Genomic DNA, 16,146 nt, shown 5'->3' on the forward strand with positions numbered 1-16,146 from the left:
AGAAAAAATAAGAAAATGCGAAAAGGCCTTAATACGATATGTGTTCATAGTGGAGAAGTTGAAGATAAAGTCTACAAAGGGGCGATATCCCCGATGTATCTGTCTACAGCCTATGCTTATGATGGATTAGAGACTTCTATTTACCCGAGATACTTCAACAGTCCCAATCAGCATATGTTGGCAAAAAAGGTAGCTGAGTTGGAGCATGCGGAATCCGCATTGATTTTCGGCAGTGGCATGGCTGCTATAACTACAGCTATGTTAAGCATCCTGAAGTCTGGAGATCATGTCATCCTTCAAAATCAAATTTATGGAGGCACACGAAATTTTATTATCGAAGAATTCGAGCAATACGGGATCCACTATGATTTTTTAGACGTGAATAACTTAGCTGATTTAAAATCTGCTTTAAAGCCCGAAACCAAACTGATATATATTGAAACTCCATCTAATCCTTTATTAGAAATCACAGATATCACATGTGTTACTCAATTCGCAAAAGAGAATAATGTTTTAACGATGGCAGACAACACTTTTGCAAGCCCCATCAATCAAAGGCCGATAGACCTTGGAGTAGACATTGTGATCCATAGTGCTACAAAATACCTCGGGGGGCATAGCGATATCACTGCAGGAGCGGTAGCCTCTTCCAAAGAAATTATGACAAAGGTGTTTTCGAAGGCTAAAAACTTTGGTGGCAGTTTGGCAGATCAGACGGTATGGCTTTTAGAACGAAGTATGAAAACTTTAAATTTAAGAGTCACTCAGCAAAACATAAATGCCCAAGACATGGCAGAATATTTAGAAAATTCTGAATATGTAGATCATGTGTATTACCCAGGTTTAAAATCACATCCGCAGCATGAACTTGCCAAAATTCAAATGCAAGGTTTTGGAGGGATGCTGTCATTTGATTTAAATGATAAATGTGATGTTCAAAAGTTTTTTGATGGATTAAAACTCATAAAAAATGTATTGAGTCTGGGCGGTGTGGAGAGTACTGTGTTATCTCCAGAAAAAACTTCGCATTCGCTCCTGACACCAGAAGAACGTAAAGCTCAGGGTATAAAATCAAACCTCGTAAGATTTTCTGTTGGAATTGAAGATACAAAAGACCTTAAGAGAGATTTGCAAATGGCTTTTTCTTCAAGTTTGTAAATTTATAAACGATTATAAGTAGAACTTATTACAGTATAAGAAGAGATGTTAAAATATATACGTTAACACACTTCCTGTATCGTATTTTTGTACTTAAATTAATAATCAACAAAATAGATATAATATGACATTAGTAGGAAAAAAATTTCCAGATTTAAAGGTAAACGCCATGGACGAAATGGGTGATACTTTCCAAATCAATGTTTTAGAAAAAGCTCAAAAAGAAAACAAGAAAATTGTTTTATTCTGGTATCCAAAAGATTTTACTTATGTATGCCCAACAGAATTACATGCCTTTCAGGAAGCATTACCAGAATTTGAAAAAAGAAATACTATCGTCATAGGGGCTTCGTGTGATACTGCAGAAGTTCACTTTGCCTGGTTAAATACTTCAAAAGATAATGGAGGTATTGAAGGCGTTTCTTACCCAATCTTAGCAGATTCTAATAGAAACCTAAGTAGCAGACTCGGTATTCTTGATATCACAAATGAACGTTATGACGACGAAGAAGGGCACCTTACAGTAGATGGAGATAATGTATCTTACAGAGCTACTTACTTAATAGATGAAGAAGGAACAGTATTCCAAGAAAGCATCAATCACATGCCATTAGGCAGAAACGTAAATGAATTTATCAGAATGATAGATGCATACACTCATGTTCAAAAACATGGTGAAGTTTGTCCGGCAAACTGGGAAGAAGGAAAGGATAGCATGAAAGCAGACAGAGAAGGTGTTGCTTCTTATTTGTCTAGTAACTAAGTTTTTCTATTTTCAGTAACTGAATCGAATAAAACAAAAAATTATGTTTAAAGAATTAGATCAAGATAATTTAGCAGAATCAATTAAGAATAATGACACTGTTGTAGTACAATATTCAGCAACATGGTGTGGAAACTGTAGATTGATGAAGCCTAAATTTAAAAAGTTAGCAAGCGAGAATGAAGATATTCCATTCATAATGGTAGATGCAGAAAAATATCCTGAATCTAGAAAATTAGCGAATGTCGATAATCTTCCAACTTTTGCAACTTTCGTAAGCGGAGAATTTAAAAACCAAGTTCAAACCAATAAGTTTGAATCTTTAAAAGAATTAGTCAATGAAGTTACCGATAATTAAGCATTTTCAGAAAAATAATGATGTTCAAAAACTTGAACATACCATTGAAGTTTTGGAGTCTTTTTCTGAACACAGATCTGTAAAGGAAGAAGAAATGGATGTTGTTGGAGAACTTATTACAAACATAGCCGGAGCTATTGAAATGGACAAAATGGTGAAAGAGGGTATGTCTGAAAAAGACGCCGCAAACACATTTGCTCAGCGTGTATTAGGTTCTATCGATAAATAGAAAATAGATTTGATATTCAATAAAAAGGAAACTGTTAACTCAGTTTCCTTTTTTTGTGCTTAAATAAAAGTGTAAATTTCACTTTCAAATCACTTCAATTTTAAACTGAAACCCATTAGAAAACGTCTTGAATCTTTTGTTTTGCATGAAAGGGATTATCCTGTCTGTGTCTGAAAGTGAATGAATTCAAATTTCAATTACTTTTTTCTATCTTTTTAACCTTGCAGACTTTTATTATAAGATAACTTTTTCAGAATGGTTTGTACAACTCGGCATGATGGCTTTGAGTTGACGTATATAGGCAACCAATTCAGCAGATTATATTCAGCCTAGAGATGTCAAAAGCATAGGTAAGCTTAAGGACATTTCTGCATGGACTGCATGAGTCGCTGGAATTTTTGCATTTGTCATCGGTTTAATTATTTATATTCCTTATATCCTAACTTTAATTTGATTAGTTAAAGCGGTTAATATTTGTATTTTTGTTTCCTACTTTACAATCTCTATGGCTAAAACAAAACGGAGTAAATCGACTGAGTCAAAGCAACCTCAAAAAAGCTTTAGTTTAAAATCTTCTAAGCGTACCAAGATTATTTTTGGGAGTTTTCTCATACTTTTTTCTATAGGTCTGTTTATCTCTTTTATTTCTTACTTTTTTAATTGGCAGGCAGATCAATCCATGCTTGGACATGTTTTAGAGAGGGGAAAAACCGCCAATAACTGGTTGAATAAATTTGGGGCTTACATTAGCCATTTACTTATTTATAAAGGTTTTGGCGTCTCTATCATTAGCCTTCCTGCCATGCTGTTTGTGACGGGGGTATATTTATTTTTGAATTTGAAGCTTTTTAAGATTAGATCGCTCTGGTTTTGGGGGTTCTACCTCATAGTATGGTTTTCCTTGAGCTTTGGTTTTTTTGTTAACTCCTATCCTATTTTAGGAGGGGTAGTAGGCTATGAATTAAATGATTTTCTTCAGGATTATATTGGAAAATTAGGCATTGTACTTGTGTTGATATTTATGTTGATTATCTATTTGGTGTCTCGATTAAATTTGACTCCCGATGCTCTATCGAAATCTTTTACCAAGCATAAGGAGAATGTAAAAGAGGAAGTTTCTGAAGTAAAATTTGAACGTCAAACCAATTCAGAAAAAACAAATACTAAGGAAGAAGTTGCGCTCGACCCTTCTTTGGATACAGAGACCGATCCTAGTCACCCTCATGATAAAGATGTTGAGATGGAGAGCACCTTTAGCGAAAAATCTTTAAAAGAACCATCAGAAAAAGAGAAAATTGTCATTAAGTCTGAAGATGAGGACGATGTAGCCATGGAGGTGGAAACTACTCAAGATGAAGAAGAATCCGATCAGCTCAGCAAAAAATTAGTTGAGGATTTTGGTGAATTTGATCCAACTTTGGAACTGGCCAATTATCAGTTTCCAAGTATAGAATTACTCAAAGATTACAATTCTGGCCGTGGTATTACCATAGATCAAAAGGAATTGGAGCAAAATAAAAATAAGATTGTAGATACGCTTAAGAACTACAAAATAGAGATTGCTCAAATCAAAGCGACAGTAGGTCCTACCGTAACACTTTACGAAATCGTGCCTGAAGCGGGGATTAGAATTTCAAAAATCAAGAACCTGGAAGATGATATTGCTTTATCGCTTTCGGCTTTAGGAATTAGAATTATCGCTCCAATTCCTGGAAAAGGAACCATCGGTATTGAAGTTCCCAACCAAAACCCATCTGTAGTGCCGATGAGATCTGTGGTCGCTTCCAATAAGTTTCAAAATGCAGAAATGGAACTCCCTATTGCAATGGGGAAAACAATTTCCAACGAAACCTATACTGTAGATCTTGCCAAAATGCCTCACTTGCTTATGGCAGGTGCCACAGGTCAAGGGAAATCGGTAGGGCTTAATGTGATATTGACTTCGCTTTTGTATCAAAAACATCCGGCTGAAGTCAAATTTGTTTTGGTGGACCCCAAGAAAGTAGAATTGACTTTATTCAATAAAATTGAAAGACACTACTTAGCCAAACTACCTGATACTGAAGAGGCTATTATCACAGATAATACAAAAGTCATAAATACATTGAATTCGCTTTGCATCGAAATGGATAATCGTTACGATTTATTGAAAGATGCCATGGTTCGTAATATCAAGGAATACAATACGAAGTTTAAAGCTAGAAAACTGAACCCCGAAAATGGTCATAAGTTTTTGCCTTATATTATTCTTGTGGTAGATGAATTTGCCGATCTGATTATGACAGCGGGTAAAGAGGTTGAAACGCCTATAGCTAGACTTGCTCAATTGGCAAGGGCCATCGGTATTCATCTTATTATTGCTACCCAACGTCCCTCTGTAAATGTAATTACAGGCATGATAAAAGCTAACTTTCCAGCTAGAATGGCCTTTAGAGTGACTTCCAAAATTGACTCTAGAACCATCTTGGATGCGGGTGGAGCAGACCAATTAATTGGTAGGGGAGATATGTTATTTACCCAAGGCAATGATTTAATACGTTTACAATGCGCCTTTGTGGATACGCCTGAAGTTGAAAGAATCACAGACTTTATCGGTTCACAAAAAGCCTATGCAGATGCTCACCTTTTACCAGAGTATTCTGGTGAAGAATCTGGCATAGGTGTTGATAATGATATCGAAGACAGAGACAAGCTCTTTAAAGACGCTGCTGAAGTTATTATTACAGCTCAGCAGGGCTCAGCTTCTCTTTTGCAAAGAAAATTGAAACTAGGCTATAATCGTGCCGGTCGAATTATAGACCAGCTTGAAGCAGCAGGAATCGTCGGTCCTTTTGAAGGCAGTAAAGCGAGACAAGTTCTTGTGCCAGATCTTCTGGCTCTAGAAGAATTGCTTAAAAACGAACAAAAATCTTAATTAATACATCATGAAAATAATAAAAACACTGAGCTTAATTTTTTTAACACTACTTATTCCAAACGCCGTTATTGCTCAAAACGATAATGAAGCTAAAGCGCTGGTAAAAGAAGTTCTGGATAAAGTGGAGTCCTACGATAACTTTGTTATTGATTTTACTTATTCTTTAGAGAATAAGGAACAGAACATGAATCAAGAAACTCGTGGGGATGTGAGTATTAAGGATGAAAAATACGTATTAAATCTTATGGGAACTACTCAAATTTTCGATGGAGAAGACATATACACAATTGTTCCTGAAGATGATGAGGTGACCATTTCCAGTTATGATGAAGCTAATAATGAACAAATCACCCCTTCTAAAATGTTGACGTTCTATCAAGACGGATACCGTTTCAAAATGGATTTATTACAAGACGTTAAGGGAAGAAAAATCCAGTATGTGGAGTTAATTCCGATGGATTCCAATAACGAAATGAAAAAAATATTACTCGGTATTGATAAACAGACCAAGCATATTTATAATCTCATTCAAATTCAACCAGACAATACTAAGATTGAATTTAGGGTGACTAAATTTAAAACAAACGAGCCTCTATCTGCTAAGCATTTTCAATTTGAGAGATCAAAATATGCAGATTACTACATCAATGAATTAGACTAAATTTCAGGTATTGAAAATTTTAGACCGGTATATTTTAACCTCATTTGTAAAAACCTTTCTTTCCGTTTTTACAATTTTGATGTTTATTTTTATTCTTCAATCTGTATGGCGATTCATTGAGGAATTCGCAGGAAAAGATATTGATTTGGATATTATTTCTAAGTTTTTGTTTTTTCTTCTTCCAAACTTAATTCCCATGGTTTTACCGTTGACGATTTTGCTGGCGTCGATTATGACTTTTGGGAGCTTTGCAGAACAATATGAATTTGCAGCTATGAAATCTGCTGGCATTTCCCTTCAAAGAGCGATGCGTAGCCTGATTGTTTTTATTTTACTGCTTGCCGTTGTCACTTTTTATTTTGCAAATACGGTTATCCCTCATGCTGAAGGAAAAGTACTCAATATGCGAAAAAATATTGCCCAGGTCAAACCTTCTATGGCCATTGTTGAAGGTGCTTTCAATGATTTGGGAAATATCAATATAAAGGTAAAAGAGAAAAGCGGACCGAATGGTAAAAATTTAGATGATGTGATTATTCATAAAAAGTCTGAAAATAGAGTAGGAAATTACACTGTTATAAAGGCAGACCGGGGTGTTCTAGAATCGGGATTGAATTCAAATGTATTATCACTGGTGTTGTATGATGGCAATTATTATAATGAAATTCCTACAAAAACCTACCAACAGAATTTAAAAGCTCCGTTTGTAAAATCTGCATTTGATAGATATGTATTAAATATTGATCTATCAGATTTTAATAATGTCGATCTTGAAGATGAAAGTTTAAAGCATCCTTATAAAATGTTGAATACAAGCGAACTTAAAATTCAATTAGATTCGTTTTCGAATGATTATAAAAGGAGCATACAAAATTATGATAGACTTATCAAACAGAGAAGTGGTGTGTTAAGAGCCATAAATAGTGATGAGGTTGATGAAGAAAAAAATAACACAAGAAAAATAAATCAAAAGAGCGATGAAAGATCTGAAAAGGATAGCTTAAATGTTGAAAATAAGAATGAAAACACTTATGACTTATATTCAAATTTATCCTTAGACAGTTTGTTTTGGGAATATAACTTTAGACAGCGCACTCAACTTTTTAATGTAGCCACAAACTCTATCAATAGTATTATTCCACAAATTAGCTCGAAGAAAAATCAAATTAAGCAAAGACAGATGTTATTGAATAAGATCGAAATGTCAATGCACAATAAATATGCTCTGCCATTTGCCTGTATCATTTTGTTTTTCGTGGGTGCACCTTTGGGAGCAATTATTAGAAAGGGTGGTTTAGGTTTACCAATGGTAGTCGCCATCGTGGTTTTTTTAACCTACCACTTTATAGGTTTGTTTGCAGGGAATAGTGCAGAAGGTGGGAGTATCCCCGCATTTGTGGGTTCCTGGCTGTCAACTATTATTCTTTTGCCCTTAAGTGTTTATCTCACATATAGGGCAACAACAGATCAGGGCTTTGTAAATTTAGATTTTATAACGGTTCCCATAGATAAGATTATAAAAAAGATTAAAACCAACTTTTTGAATATCAGAAATAAAAAAAATGACTGAAAAAAAAATTAAGCTTGATTCCGTTCAAGAAGCTATCGATGATGTAAGATCAGGTAAGGTGATAATAGTTGTCGATGATGAAGACAGAGAGAATGAGGGTGACTTCTTGGCAGCTGCAGAAAAGGTAACTCCTGAAATGATCAACTTTATGGCCAAATATGGGAGGGGTCTTATCTGTTCACCTCTAACAGAAAGTCGCTGTAAAGATTTGAATCTTTCTTCAATGGTTGGTAACAATACCGATCCTTTAGAGACTGCTTTCACTGTTTCTATAGATCTGAAAGGCAATGGTGTAACCACCGGAATTTCTGCTTCAGACAGAGCTAAAACCATACAAGCTCTCTGTGATGAAAACACCAAGCCTCATGACTTAAATCGTCCTGGTCATATCTTTCCTCTCATTGCAAAGGAAGGTGGGGTTTTAAGAAGAACCGGTCATACAGAAGCTTCAATAGACTTTGCAAGATTGGCAGGTTTGAAGCCTGCAGGAGTTATATGCGAAATCATGAATGAAGATGGAACCATGGCTAGGCTTCCTCAGCTGGTAGATGTTGCCAGGAAACACGATCTTAAATTAGTTTCTATAGAAGATCTAGTGGCTTATAGAATGCAACACGATTCTTTAATAGAAAAATCAGAAGATTTTGAATTGAATACTAGGTTTGGCCACTACAGATTGAGAGCTTATCACCAAACAACAAATGATCAAGTGCATTTAGCACTAACAAAGGGTACCTGGAAAACAGATGATCCTGTTTTGGTCAGGATGAATTCCACCTTGGTCAATAATGATATTCTTGGGACCCTGACATCCAATGCCGATCAAAAGCTGGATAATATGTTTAAACAATTGAATGCTGAAGGAAAAGGGGCTATCGTATTTATAAATCAAGATATCCAAGGCTTGAATTTGATTTCAAGATTGAAAGAACTTAAACAAAATCAAAACGAAGGAATAGCCAAAGCACCCGGAGTTGTAATGGACGAGAAGGACTTTGGAATTGGAGCGCAAATCTTACATGATTTGGGAGTGCATAAGATTAAATTGATGTCCAATTCTCAACATAAGAAAAGGGTAGGAATGATAGGTTATGGATTGGAAATAATCGATTATGTGAATTATTAAATCTATATATTATTAAAAAAAAAGCAGCTTTCTTATATAAGAAGGCTGCTTTTTTTAATGAAGTAATATGTATTTATTACATAGAATACATATTGTCTTCTACAATCCTGTCTGCAATTGTATTTCTCAGTTCAACAATGTTTGGATAATTTTCGTACTTGGTATAACGTTTTAATCCCATCAACATCATTTTCTGTTCGTCACCTTCAGCAAAAGAAATAATTCCTTCTTTGGCTTTCTCATTGATTTTATCGACAGCCTTATATAATCTCAATTTAGCCATGGCGATCTGAACATTTTGAGAATCTTCATCATAACGGATTGCATTTTTTTCGGCTCTCAAAATGGCTGATTCTGCCATATAAGTTTCAATTAAAATATCGGCAGAAGCTAATAGTAACTGTTGATGCTGATCGAGCTCTTCTCCATATTTCTGAGCAGCACTTCCAGCCACCATCAGGAATACTTTTTTAAGTTTTGCCAACATGGCCTTTTCTTCTGCAAGGAGTTTGGTATAGTCTGGAGTGTCAAACGAAGGAATACCAGTCAATTCATCTGCGACATCCTTTGCGGGACCTAATAGATCTACATGACCTTTCATAGCTTTTTTGACTAACATACCAACTGAAAGCATTCTATTGATTTCATTGGTACCTTCATAAATTCTTGAAATCCTGGCATCTCTCCAAGCTGATTCCATAGGAGCATCGGCTGAGAATCCCATACCTCCATATATCTGAATACCTTCATCAGTACATCTCTGAATATCCTCAGAAACCGCTACTTTTAAAATTGAACATTCGATAGCAAACTCTTCAACACCTTTTAATTCTGCTTCTTGATGTGAGCTACCATTTTCTTTTCTCAAGTTAATTCTGTCTTCAATATTTTTTGAAGCTCTATAACAAGCGGCTTCACCTGCATATGTAGACATAGCCATTTCCGCAAGTTTAGATCGAATCGCCCCAAATTTTGAAATTGGAGTATCAAATTGAACTCTATCATTCGCATAACTTACAGCAGAACCTAAAACTCTACGCTGGGCATCTAGGCAGGCTGCAGCTAATTTTATGCGACCTACATTTAAAGCGTTCATAGCGATTTTAAAACCACCATTTCTTTCTCCCAGTAAATTTTCTGCAGGAACTTTTGTTTCATTGAAGAATACCTGACGCGTAGAAGAGGAGTGAATCCCTAATTTTTTTTCTTCATCCCCCAAAGAAATTCCGTTATCCAAATCTTTTTCTACGATGAAACCGGTAATATTTTTATCATCCTCAATTCTAGCAAAGACGATGAATATATCACAAAATCCAGCATTGGAAATCCACATTTTCTGACCTGTAATCCTATAATGAGAACCATCTTCAGATAAAACAGCTTTGGTTTTTCCTGAATTGGCATCGGATCCAGCACCAGGTTCGGTTAGACAATATGCACCGAACCACTCTCCTGTAGCTAATTTTGGAACATATTTTTTTCTTTGCTCTTCAGTACCATATAAGGTAATGGGTAAAGTTCCAATTCCAGTATGAGCACCAAAAGCAGTTGCGATAGATCCTGTAGCACCAGAAATATAGTCACAAACCAACATCGTGGAAACAAAATCCATCCCAAGTCCTCCGTACTCTTCGGGTACGGCAACACCCAAAAACCCCAAATCACCAGCCTTACGCATAACCTCTTCAGTTAAATCGTAATTTTTCTTTTCAAACTCCTCTTTTTTAGACCAAATCTCTCTGTCGACAAACTCTTTTACGGAGTCTCTCATCATTTTCTGTTCATCAGAAAAATCTTCAGGAGTAAATACATCTTCTGCTTTGGTTTCTTTTACGATGAATTGACCGCCACGGATCATATCATCTAGTTTTTCCTTTGTTTCCATTTTTTCTTTTTTTTATAATTTTTGCTCTTCGTTAAGTATTAAGTAACTAGTATAAAGTAATCTGTATTAAAAATAAAACTGGATTTATGATTTTGAAACTATTAGTTTATATATCATCCGTTGAATTTCATTTTTTTCTCTCAATATCATATTAATAACTTCATTTTGATTTTCTGGATTAAATAGCTCTTGGATTAAAATAATTGAGTTTCTAGTTCAAAACTTGATCCTTGACTCATATTTAGAAAATTCACGAATTGTTTATCAGTATTTCTTCCAGCACCTTCAGCAATGTTTGAAACTATAGATACTGCTGAACGCTTTATTTGGCTAGTTATACCAAACTTTTCATTATTTGGTAAGTGCTCTGAAAATTCATAAACAGACTTTGCTAACTCAATAGCCTTTTCCCAAACTTTTAAATTTTTATAATCATGCATAAGCCTAATTTTACTGAGTACCTACTACCAGCTGCTTACTACTAATAAACCTCATATATCCCAGCGGCCCCTTGTCCTGTACCAACACACATGGTGACCATGGAATATTTATTTTTTAAATTTCTTTTCTTCATCTCATCAAAGATTTGAACTGATAGTTTTGCCCCAGTGCAACCTAAAGGATGTCCTAGTGCTATAGCACCACCATTCACATTCAAAATATCCTGATTGATATTCAATTCTCTTGCTACCGCAAGCGACTGAGAAGCAAAAGCTTCGTTAAGCTCTATGAGTTCAATATCTTTCAATTTCAAATTAGCCTGATTTAAAGCTTTAGGAATCGCTTTTACCGGGCCGATTCCCATAATTCTTGGCTCTACACCAACTGTAGCGTAGGACACCATTCTGGCTACGGGTTCAAGGTTTAATTCTTTAACCATTTCTTCACTCATCACCATAACAAACGCAGCCCCATCACTCATTTGCGATGAATTTCCGGCCGTAACGCTACCACCTTCAGCAAAAACAGGTCTTAGCTTATTCAATACTTCTTCTGAAGTATCCTCTCTAGGCCCCTGATCTTGATTTACGGTATACGTTTTAGATTGCTTTTTTCCTTTAGAATCCACAAAAATATCTTCAACCTCAATGGGAACAATCTGGTCCTGAAATCTGTTTTCTTTTTGAGCTTTTATGGCTTTTTGATGAGATTTATAAGCAAACTCATTTTGGTCTTTGGCACTGATATTGTATTTCTCTGCAACTGCTTCAGCTGTAAGACCCATTCCCCAGTAATAACTTTCGTTTCCAGCTTTCGCCGTTTCATAATTTGGCACCGGTTTATAGCCGCCCATAGGTATGTAACTCATGCTTTCCGCACCGCCGGCGATAATGCAGTCTGCCATTCCACTCTGAATTTTAGCAGAAGCCATGGCGATGGTTTCAATCCCCGAAGCACAGTATCTGTTAACGGTTACTCCCGGAACTTCTTCAGATTTTAGTCCCATAAGGGAAATAAGTCTGCCCATATTTAAGCCTTGTTCTGCTTCGGGCATAGCATTTCCAACCATGACGTCATCAATTCTAGATTTATCGAAATCTGGCAATTGCTTCATCATGTATTCTATGGTTTCAGCTGCCAAATCATCTGGTCTCTTGAAACGGAATACACCTTTTGGTGCTTTTCCGACTGCGGTTCTGTAACCTTTTACTATATATGCTGTTTTCATTTTCCTATCCCTAACCCTTTCCAAAGGAAAGGGGATTTTGTGGGTATTTTTTTCGGTTAATAAATTTATACTTTTATGATCTCCAGATCTTCCCGAAGGGAAGATTTAGATGGGCTACTAGTTTCTAAGCGGTTTACCTTTTTTAATCATGTGCTGTAAACGTTCCAGTGTTTTTCTTTCTCCACAAAGTGATAAAAAGGCTTCTCGTTCTAGATCTAGTAAATACTGTTCAGAAACGTAGTTTGCTTCAGACAAATCGCCGCCAGACATGACATAGGCCAGCTTATTAGCGATTTTATGATCGTGTTCGCTAATATATTTTCCGGCTTTCATTTGATCTGTTCCAACAAGAAAAGCTCCTAAAGCCTGTCGGCCTAAAACTTTAATATTGTTTGTTTTTACAGGCTGTGTATACCCGTTTTGAGCCATCAGTTTAGCCTGTTCTTTTGCAATAGCAAGCTGCCTGTCTCTACTGACTACAACGATGTCTTTACCTCTTTCCAAAATATTAAGATCATAAGCCTCGTGAGCAGATTTGGCAACTTTTGCCATACCAATGGTTAAAAAGTTTTCTCTTAAACGGTTAAGTTCAACATCATCTTTCTGAAAGGTTTTGGCTGCACGTCGGGTCATTTCTTTAGAACCACCACCCCCGGGAATGACACCTACACCAAATTCAACTAAACCAATATAGGTTTCTGCATGCGCAACAACTTTATCGGCATGCATAGACAGTTCACAACCACCACCCAGTGCCATTTGATGAGGAGCGGCTATAGTTGGGATTGAAGAGTAGCGCATACGCATCATGGTATCCTGAAAATATTTTATCGCTCCATTAAGCTCCTCGTATTCCTGTTCAACAGCAAACATGAAAATCATTCCAATATTTGCGCCTACAGAGAAGTTATCTCCTGTATTAGAAATTACGACCCCTTCATATTCCTTTTCAGCGATATCCATAGCTGCGTTGATACCATTAAGGACATCTCCGCCAATCGAATTCATTTTACTTCGGAATTCTATATTTAAAATGCCATCACCAAGATCTTCTGCAACTAAATCTTTGTTACTGAAGACTTCATGACTTTCTCTAATGTTATCCAGAATAATGAAGGCGTCCTGACCAGGAATTTTGGTATGTTCTTTTTTATCAATATCGTAGAAATATGTTTTTCCAGATTTGACGTGGTAAAATGATTTCTCATTAGATTCTGAAAGCTCTTTAATCCAGTTCGCGATTTCATAGCCTTCATCTTTCATCAATTGAATCCCTTTTTCGAGCCCTATAGCATCCCAGATTTGAAATGGACCGTGTTGCCAGCCAAAGCCAGCTTTCATGGCATCATCTATTTTATAAAGCGCATCTGTAATTTCAGGAATTCTATTTTGAACGTAGGCGAATAATGCAGCAAAGTTTTTTCTGTAAAATTCTCCTGCTTTGTCTTTACCTTCTATTAGGACAGGGAATCTGTCAGCTACAACGTCAATTGACTTGGTTTTTTCTAAAGTCTCAAATTTAGCTGACTTTCGTTCTCTATAGTCCAGAGAATCTAGATCTAAGGATTTTATCTCACTAGAACCATCCTCACTTTTGACCTTTTTATAAAAACCTTGTCCAGTTTTACTGCCCAGCCATTTTTTCTCCATCATGTGCTCAATAAAGTCTGGCAGTTTGAAAAGATCATGTCTTTCATCTTCCGGAACATTGTCATATAGGCCATTGGCCACATGGACCAGGGTATCCAGACCAACAACATCAACAGTTCTGAAAGTAGCAGATTTAGGTCTGCCTATGACTGGTCCAGTAAGTTTATCAACTTCTTCAATCGTCATATCCATATCTTTGACCATATGGAATAGACTCATAATGCTAAAGATGCCAATTCTGTTACCTATAAATGCAGGAGTATCTTTAGCGATTACCGTTGTTTTTCCTAAGAATTTTTCTCCGTAACTATTAAGAAAATTCAGTACCTCTTGAGATGTGTCAGGTCCAGGGATGATTTCTAATAACTTTAAATATCTGGGTGGATTGAAGAAGTGTGTCCCGCAGAAGTGTTTTTTGAAATCCTCAGATCTACCTTCATTCATGAATTTAATGGGAATTCCCGAAGTATTGGAAGAGATTAAAGTACCTGGAGTTCTATGCTTCTCTAAATTTTCAAATACTTGTTTTTTGATGTCAAGTCTCTCAACAACAACTTCTATAATCCAGTCAACATCTTTGACTTTAGAAATATCGTCTTCCAGATTTCCTGTCTCAATCCTTTTAGCAAAATCCTTATGATAAATAGGAGAGGGGTTAGATTTTAATGAAGTTTGTAGAGCTTCATTCACAATTCTGTTCCGTACTGAACGGTCTTTTAAGGTTTTACCTTGTTTTTTTTCAGCTTCAGTGAGTTCTTTAGGTACAATATCCAGAAGCATTACTTCTACACCAATATTAGCAAAATGACAAGCAATACCGCTTCCCATGATGCCTGAACCAATCACTGCAACCTTTTTGATTCTTCTTTTCATGTTTTTATCGAATTTTAGTTTGTTCTTTTTTGAATATCATTTTTTCAGAAATGAGTCTATTTATTTGGTCTGTAACTTTTAAAAATATTTCTAAATCCTCTTTAGAAATATTATCCTTTACTGCTTCATCAAATGAAAGAACCACGTATTTTGAAAATTTCCTCATTTCAATGCCAAAATCAGTAAGGTGAATTAAAACACTTCTTCCGTCCTTAGGATTTCTTTCTCTTGTAATCAGGCCTTTTTCTTCCATCGCTTTTAGCGTTCTAGAAAGACTTGTAGACTCGACGCCCATCTTAGGGCCTAAAGCTGTTGATGGGGTACCCTTTTCAGGATCTATGCTTAACAATGCAAAACCGGTAGCCATGCTACTTCCTTTTTTGTTAGCTTCCTCATTGTACATTTTCGCCACTGCAATCCAAGTGGACCGGAGCACATAATCTATAGTTTTTTCTTTCATAACTTATTAATAATTCAAATATAAGTAATTTTATTATGCATGCATAGTAAAATTTAATTTTTTTCCCATGAATTTATTTCATTAAGTTATGTAACTATAAGGTATTGTGTTAATTAAGAATCGGGGATAAAAAAGAGGTAAAAAACCTTTCTAAAAGTTTGGTTTAGGTTGGGAATTAGTTGTAGTTTTGCACCCCGCTAATTGAGGTATTGATAAGGCAAGTTAAAACTAGGTTGAGGGATAACATTTAGTTGATTTCACTTGGATTGGATAAGAAAAAAGTATTAGATTTGCGGTTCTTTAAAAACTAAATCAGCACGTTCATTAAAAGTTTTATTTTTTTTCAAAATTATCACTTGTTATATTAAAAATAAGTATTAGTTTTGCATCCGCTTAGCGAAAGCGGCACGAGTTTAAAGGTCTTTGGTTAGATTTTAAACGCCAAGAATTTCTCTTCTTCCTTTGGGAAGATGTCCGTTGAAGATGGGCAGAAGGGAAAAAGTTCATTGACATATTGAATTGACAATTATAAGTAGAGCGATTTACTTATAGAATTAGAAACATTAAAAGATTAGACTAATCGTAACAGATTAGAGTTAATTCCTGAGAAGACAATTTTAGAATTGAATTCATTTAGACGTTAAGATATATAAGATTTAACGATGAAGAGTTTGATCCTGGCTCAGGATGAACGCTAGCGGCAGGCCTAACACATGCAAGTCGAGGGGTAACGTGAGTGCTTGCACTTGACGACGACCGGCGGACGGGTGCGTAACGCGTATACAATCTACCTATTACTAAAAGATAGCCCAGAGAAATTTGGATTA

Annotated in this window: 13 protein-coding genes and 1 rRNA gene; 9 read left to right on the forward strand and 5 right to left on the reverse strand. The window is 35.8% G+C overall.

Annotated features, from left to right (window positions below; all coding sequences use genetic code 11):
* Window positions 1–15 precede the first annotated feature (15 nt).
* From BLP81_RS12505 to ribB, 8 genes are all read left to right on the forward strand, one after another.
* Window positions 16–1,158 (forward strand): trans-sulfuration enzyme family protein, encoded by a 1,143-nt coding sequence (locus BLP81_RS12505; protein ID WP_093369783.1) that lies wholly within the window; start codon window positions 16–18, stop codon window positions 1,156–1,158.
* A 124-nt stretch (window positions 1,159–1,282) separates the two neighbouring features.
* Entirely contained in the window at window positions 1,283–1,921 is a 639-nt protein-coding gene (locus tag BLP81_RS12510; protein WP_093369788.1) for a peroxiredoxin, read from the forward strand.
* A 28-nt stretch (window positions 1,922–1,949) separates the two neighbouring features.
* On the forward strand, window positions 1,950–2,279 hold the full coding sequence (locus tag BLP81_RS12515; protein ID WP_262501435.1) for a thioredoxin family protein: 330 nt from the start codon (window positions 1,950–1,952) through the stop codon (window positions 2,277–2,279).
* Window positions 2,260–2,508, forward strand: coding sequence for a DUF6952 family protein (locus BLP81_RS12520; protein ID WP_093369799.1), 249 nt, complete (start codon window positions 2,260–2,262; stop codon window positions 2,506–2,508). The genes BLP81_RS12515 and BLP81_RS12520 overlap by 20 nt, the downstream gene beginning before the upstream one ends.
* Before the next feature lie 505 nt (window positions 2,509–3,013).
* A complete protein-coding gene (locus BLP81_RS12525; RefSeq protein WP_093369804.1) occupies window positions 3,014–5,422 on the forward strand; it encodes a DNA translocase FtsK in 2,409 nt (802 codons plus the stop codon).
* A gap of 19 nt (window positions 5,423–5,441) precedes the next feature.
* Window positions 5,442–6,086 carry an outer membrane lipoprotein periplasmic chaperone LolA1 gene (locus BLP81_RS12530; RefSeq protein ID WP_394330535.1) on the forward strand — a complete coding sequence of 215 codons (645 nt, stop codon included), beginning with the start codon at window positions 5,442–5,444 and terminating at the stop codon, window positions 6,084–6,086.
* A gap of 10 nt (window positions 6,087–6,096) precedes the next feature.
* Entirely contained in the window at window positions 6,097–7,656 is a 1,560-nt protein-coding gene (locus BLP81_RS12535) for an LptF/LptG family permease (RefSeq protein WP_093369812.1), read from the forward strand.
* Window positions 7,649–8,782 carry a 3,4-dihydroxy-2-butanone-4-phosphate synthase gene (gene ribB / locus BLP81_RS12540; protein WP_093369816.1) on the forward strand — a complete coding sequence of 378 codons (1,134 nt, stop codon included), beginning with the start codon at window positions 7,649–7,651 and terminating at the stop codon, window positions 8,780–8,782. Before BLP81_RS12535 ends, ribB begins: the two co-directional genes overlap by 8 nt.
* Window positions 8,783–8,858: 76 nt before the next feature.
* On the opposite strand, the gene BLP81_RS12545 is transcribed toward ribB, so the two are convergent.
* From BLP81_RS12545 to BLP81_RS12565, 5 genes are all read right to left on the reverse strand, one after another.
* Window positions 8,859–10,667 (reverse strand): acyl-CoA dehydrogenase family protein, encoded by a 1,809-nt coding sequence (locus tag BLP81_RS12545; RefSeq protein WP_093369819.1) that lies wholly within the window; start codon window positions 10,665–10,667, stop codon window positions 8,859–8,861.
* 194 nt (window positions 10,668–10,861) lie between these two features.
* A complete protein-coding gene (locus tag BLP81_RS12550) occupies window positions 10,862–11,107 on the reverse strand; it encodes a four helix bundle protein (protein ID WP_176752719.1) in 246 nt (81 codons plus the stop codon).
* 41 nt (window positions 11,108–11,148) lie between these two features.
* Entirely contained in the window at window positions 11,149–12,336 is a 1,188-nt protein-coding gene (locus BLP81_RS12555; RefSeq protein WP_093369826.1) for an acetyl-CoA C-acyltransferase, read from the reverse strand.
* 117 nt (window positions 12,337–12,453) lie between these two features.
* Window positions 12,454–14,859: a 3-hydroxyacyl-CoA dehydrogenase/enoyl-CoA hydratase family protein gene (locus BLP81_RS12560; RefSeq protein ID WP_093369830.1), complete on the reverse strand. Its 2,406-nt coding sequence runs from the start codon at window positions 14,857–14,859 to the stop codon at window positions 12,454–12,456.
* A 4-nt stretch (window positions 14,860–14,863) separates the two neighbouring features.
* Window positions 14,864–15,319, reverse strand: a complete 456-nt coding sequence (locus tag BLP81_RS12565; RefSeq protein WP_093369835.1) for a MarR family winged helix-turn-helix transcriptional regulator — start codon at window positions 15,317–15,319, stop codon at window positions 14,864–14,866.
* A gap of 659 nt (window positions 15,320–15,978) precedes the next feature.
* On the opposite strand from BLP81_RS12565, the gene BLP81_RS12570 reads away from it, so the two are divergent.
* Window positions 15,979–16,146: ribosomal RNA gene (locus BLP81_RS12570) — 16S ribosomal RNA — on the forward strand; the annotation flags it as partial.

Origin of the sequence: Psychroflexus sediminis (assembly GCF_900099815.1) — a bacterium.
GTDB classification, from domain to species: Bacteria; Bacteroidota; Bacteroidia; order Flavobacteriales; family Flavobacteriaceae; genus Psychroflexus; species Psychroflexus sediminis.

Coding starts and splice junctions, on each gene's coding strand:
- BLP81_RS12550 (WP_176752719.1), bottom strand. CDS start 11,107: ATGCATGATTATAAAAATTTAAAAGTTTGGGAAAAGGCTATTGAGTTA.
- BLP81_RS12510 (WP_093369788.1), top strand. CDS start 1,283: ATGACATTAGTAGGAAAAAAATTTCCAGATTTAAAGGTAAACGCCATG.
- ribB (WP_093369816.1), top strand. CDS start 7,649: ATGACTGAAAAAAAAATTAAGCTTGATTCCGTTCAAGAAGCTATCGAT.
- BLP81_RS12565 (WP_093369835.1), bottom strand. CDS start 15,319: ATGAAAGAAAAAACTATAGATTATGTGCTCCGGTCCACTTGGATTGCA.
- BLP81_RS12525 (WP_093369804.1), top strand. CDS start 3,014: ATGGCTAAAACAAAACGGAGTAAATCGACTGAGTCAAAGCAACCTCAA.
- BLP81_RS12520 (WP_093369799.1), top strand. CDS start 2,260: ATGAAGTTACCGATAATTAAGCATTTTCAGAAAAATAATGATGTTCAA.
- BLP81_RS12545 (WP_093369819.1), bottom strand. CDS start 10,667: ATGGAAACAAAGGAAAAACTAGATGATATGATCCGTGGCGGTCAATTC.
- BLP81_RS12560 (WP_093369830.1), bottom strand. CDS start 14,859: ATGAAAAGAAGAATCAAAAAGGTTGCAGTGATTGGTTCAGGCATCATG.
- BLP81_RS12555 (WP_093369826.1), bottom strand. CDS start 12,336: ATGAAAACAGCATATATAGTAAAAGGTTACAGAACCGCAGTCGGAAAA.
- BLP81_RS12505 (WP_093369783.1), top strand. CDS start 16: ATGCGAAAAGGCCTTAATACGATATGTGTTCATAGTGGAGAAGTTGAA.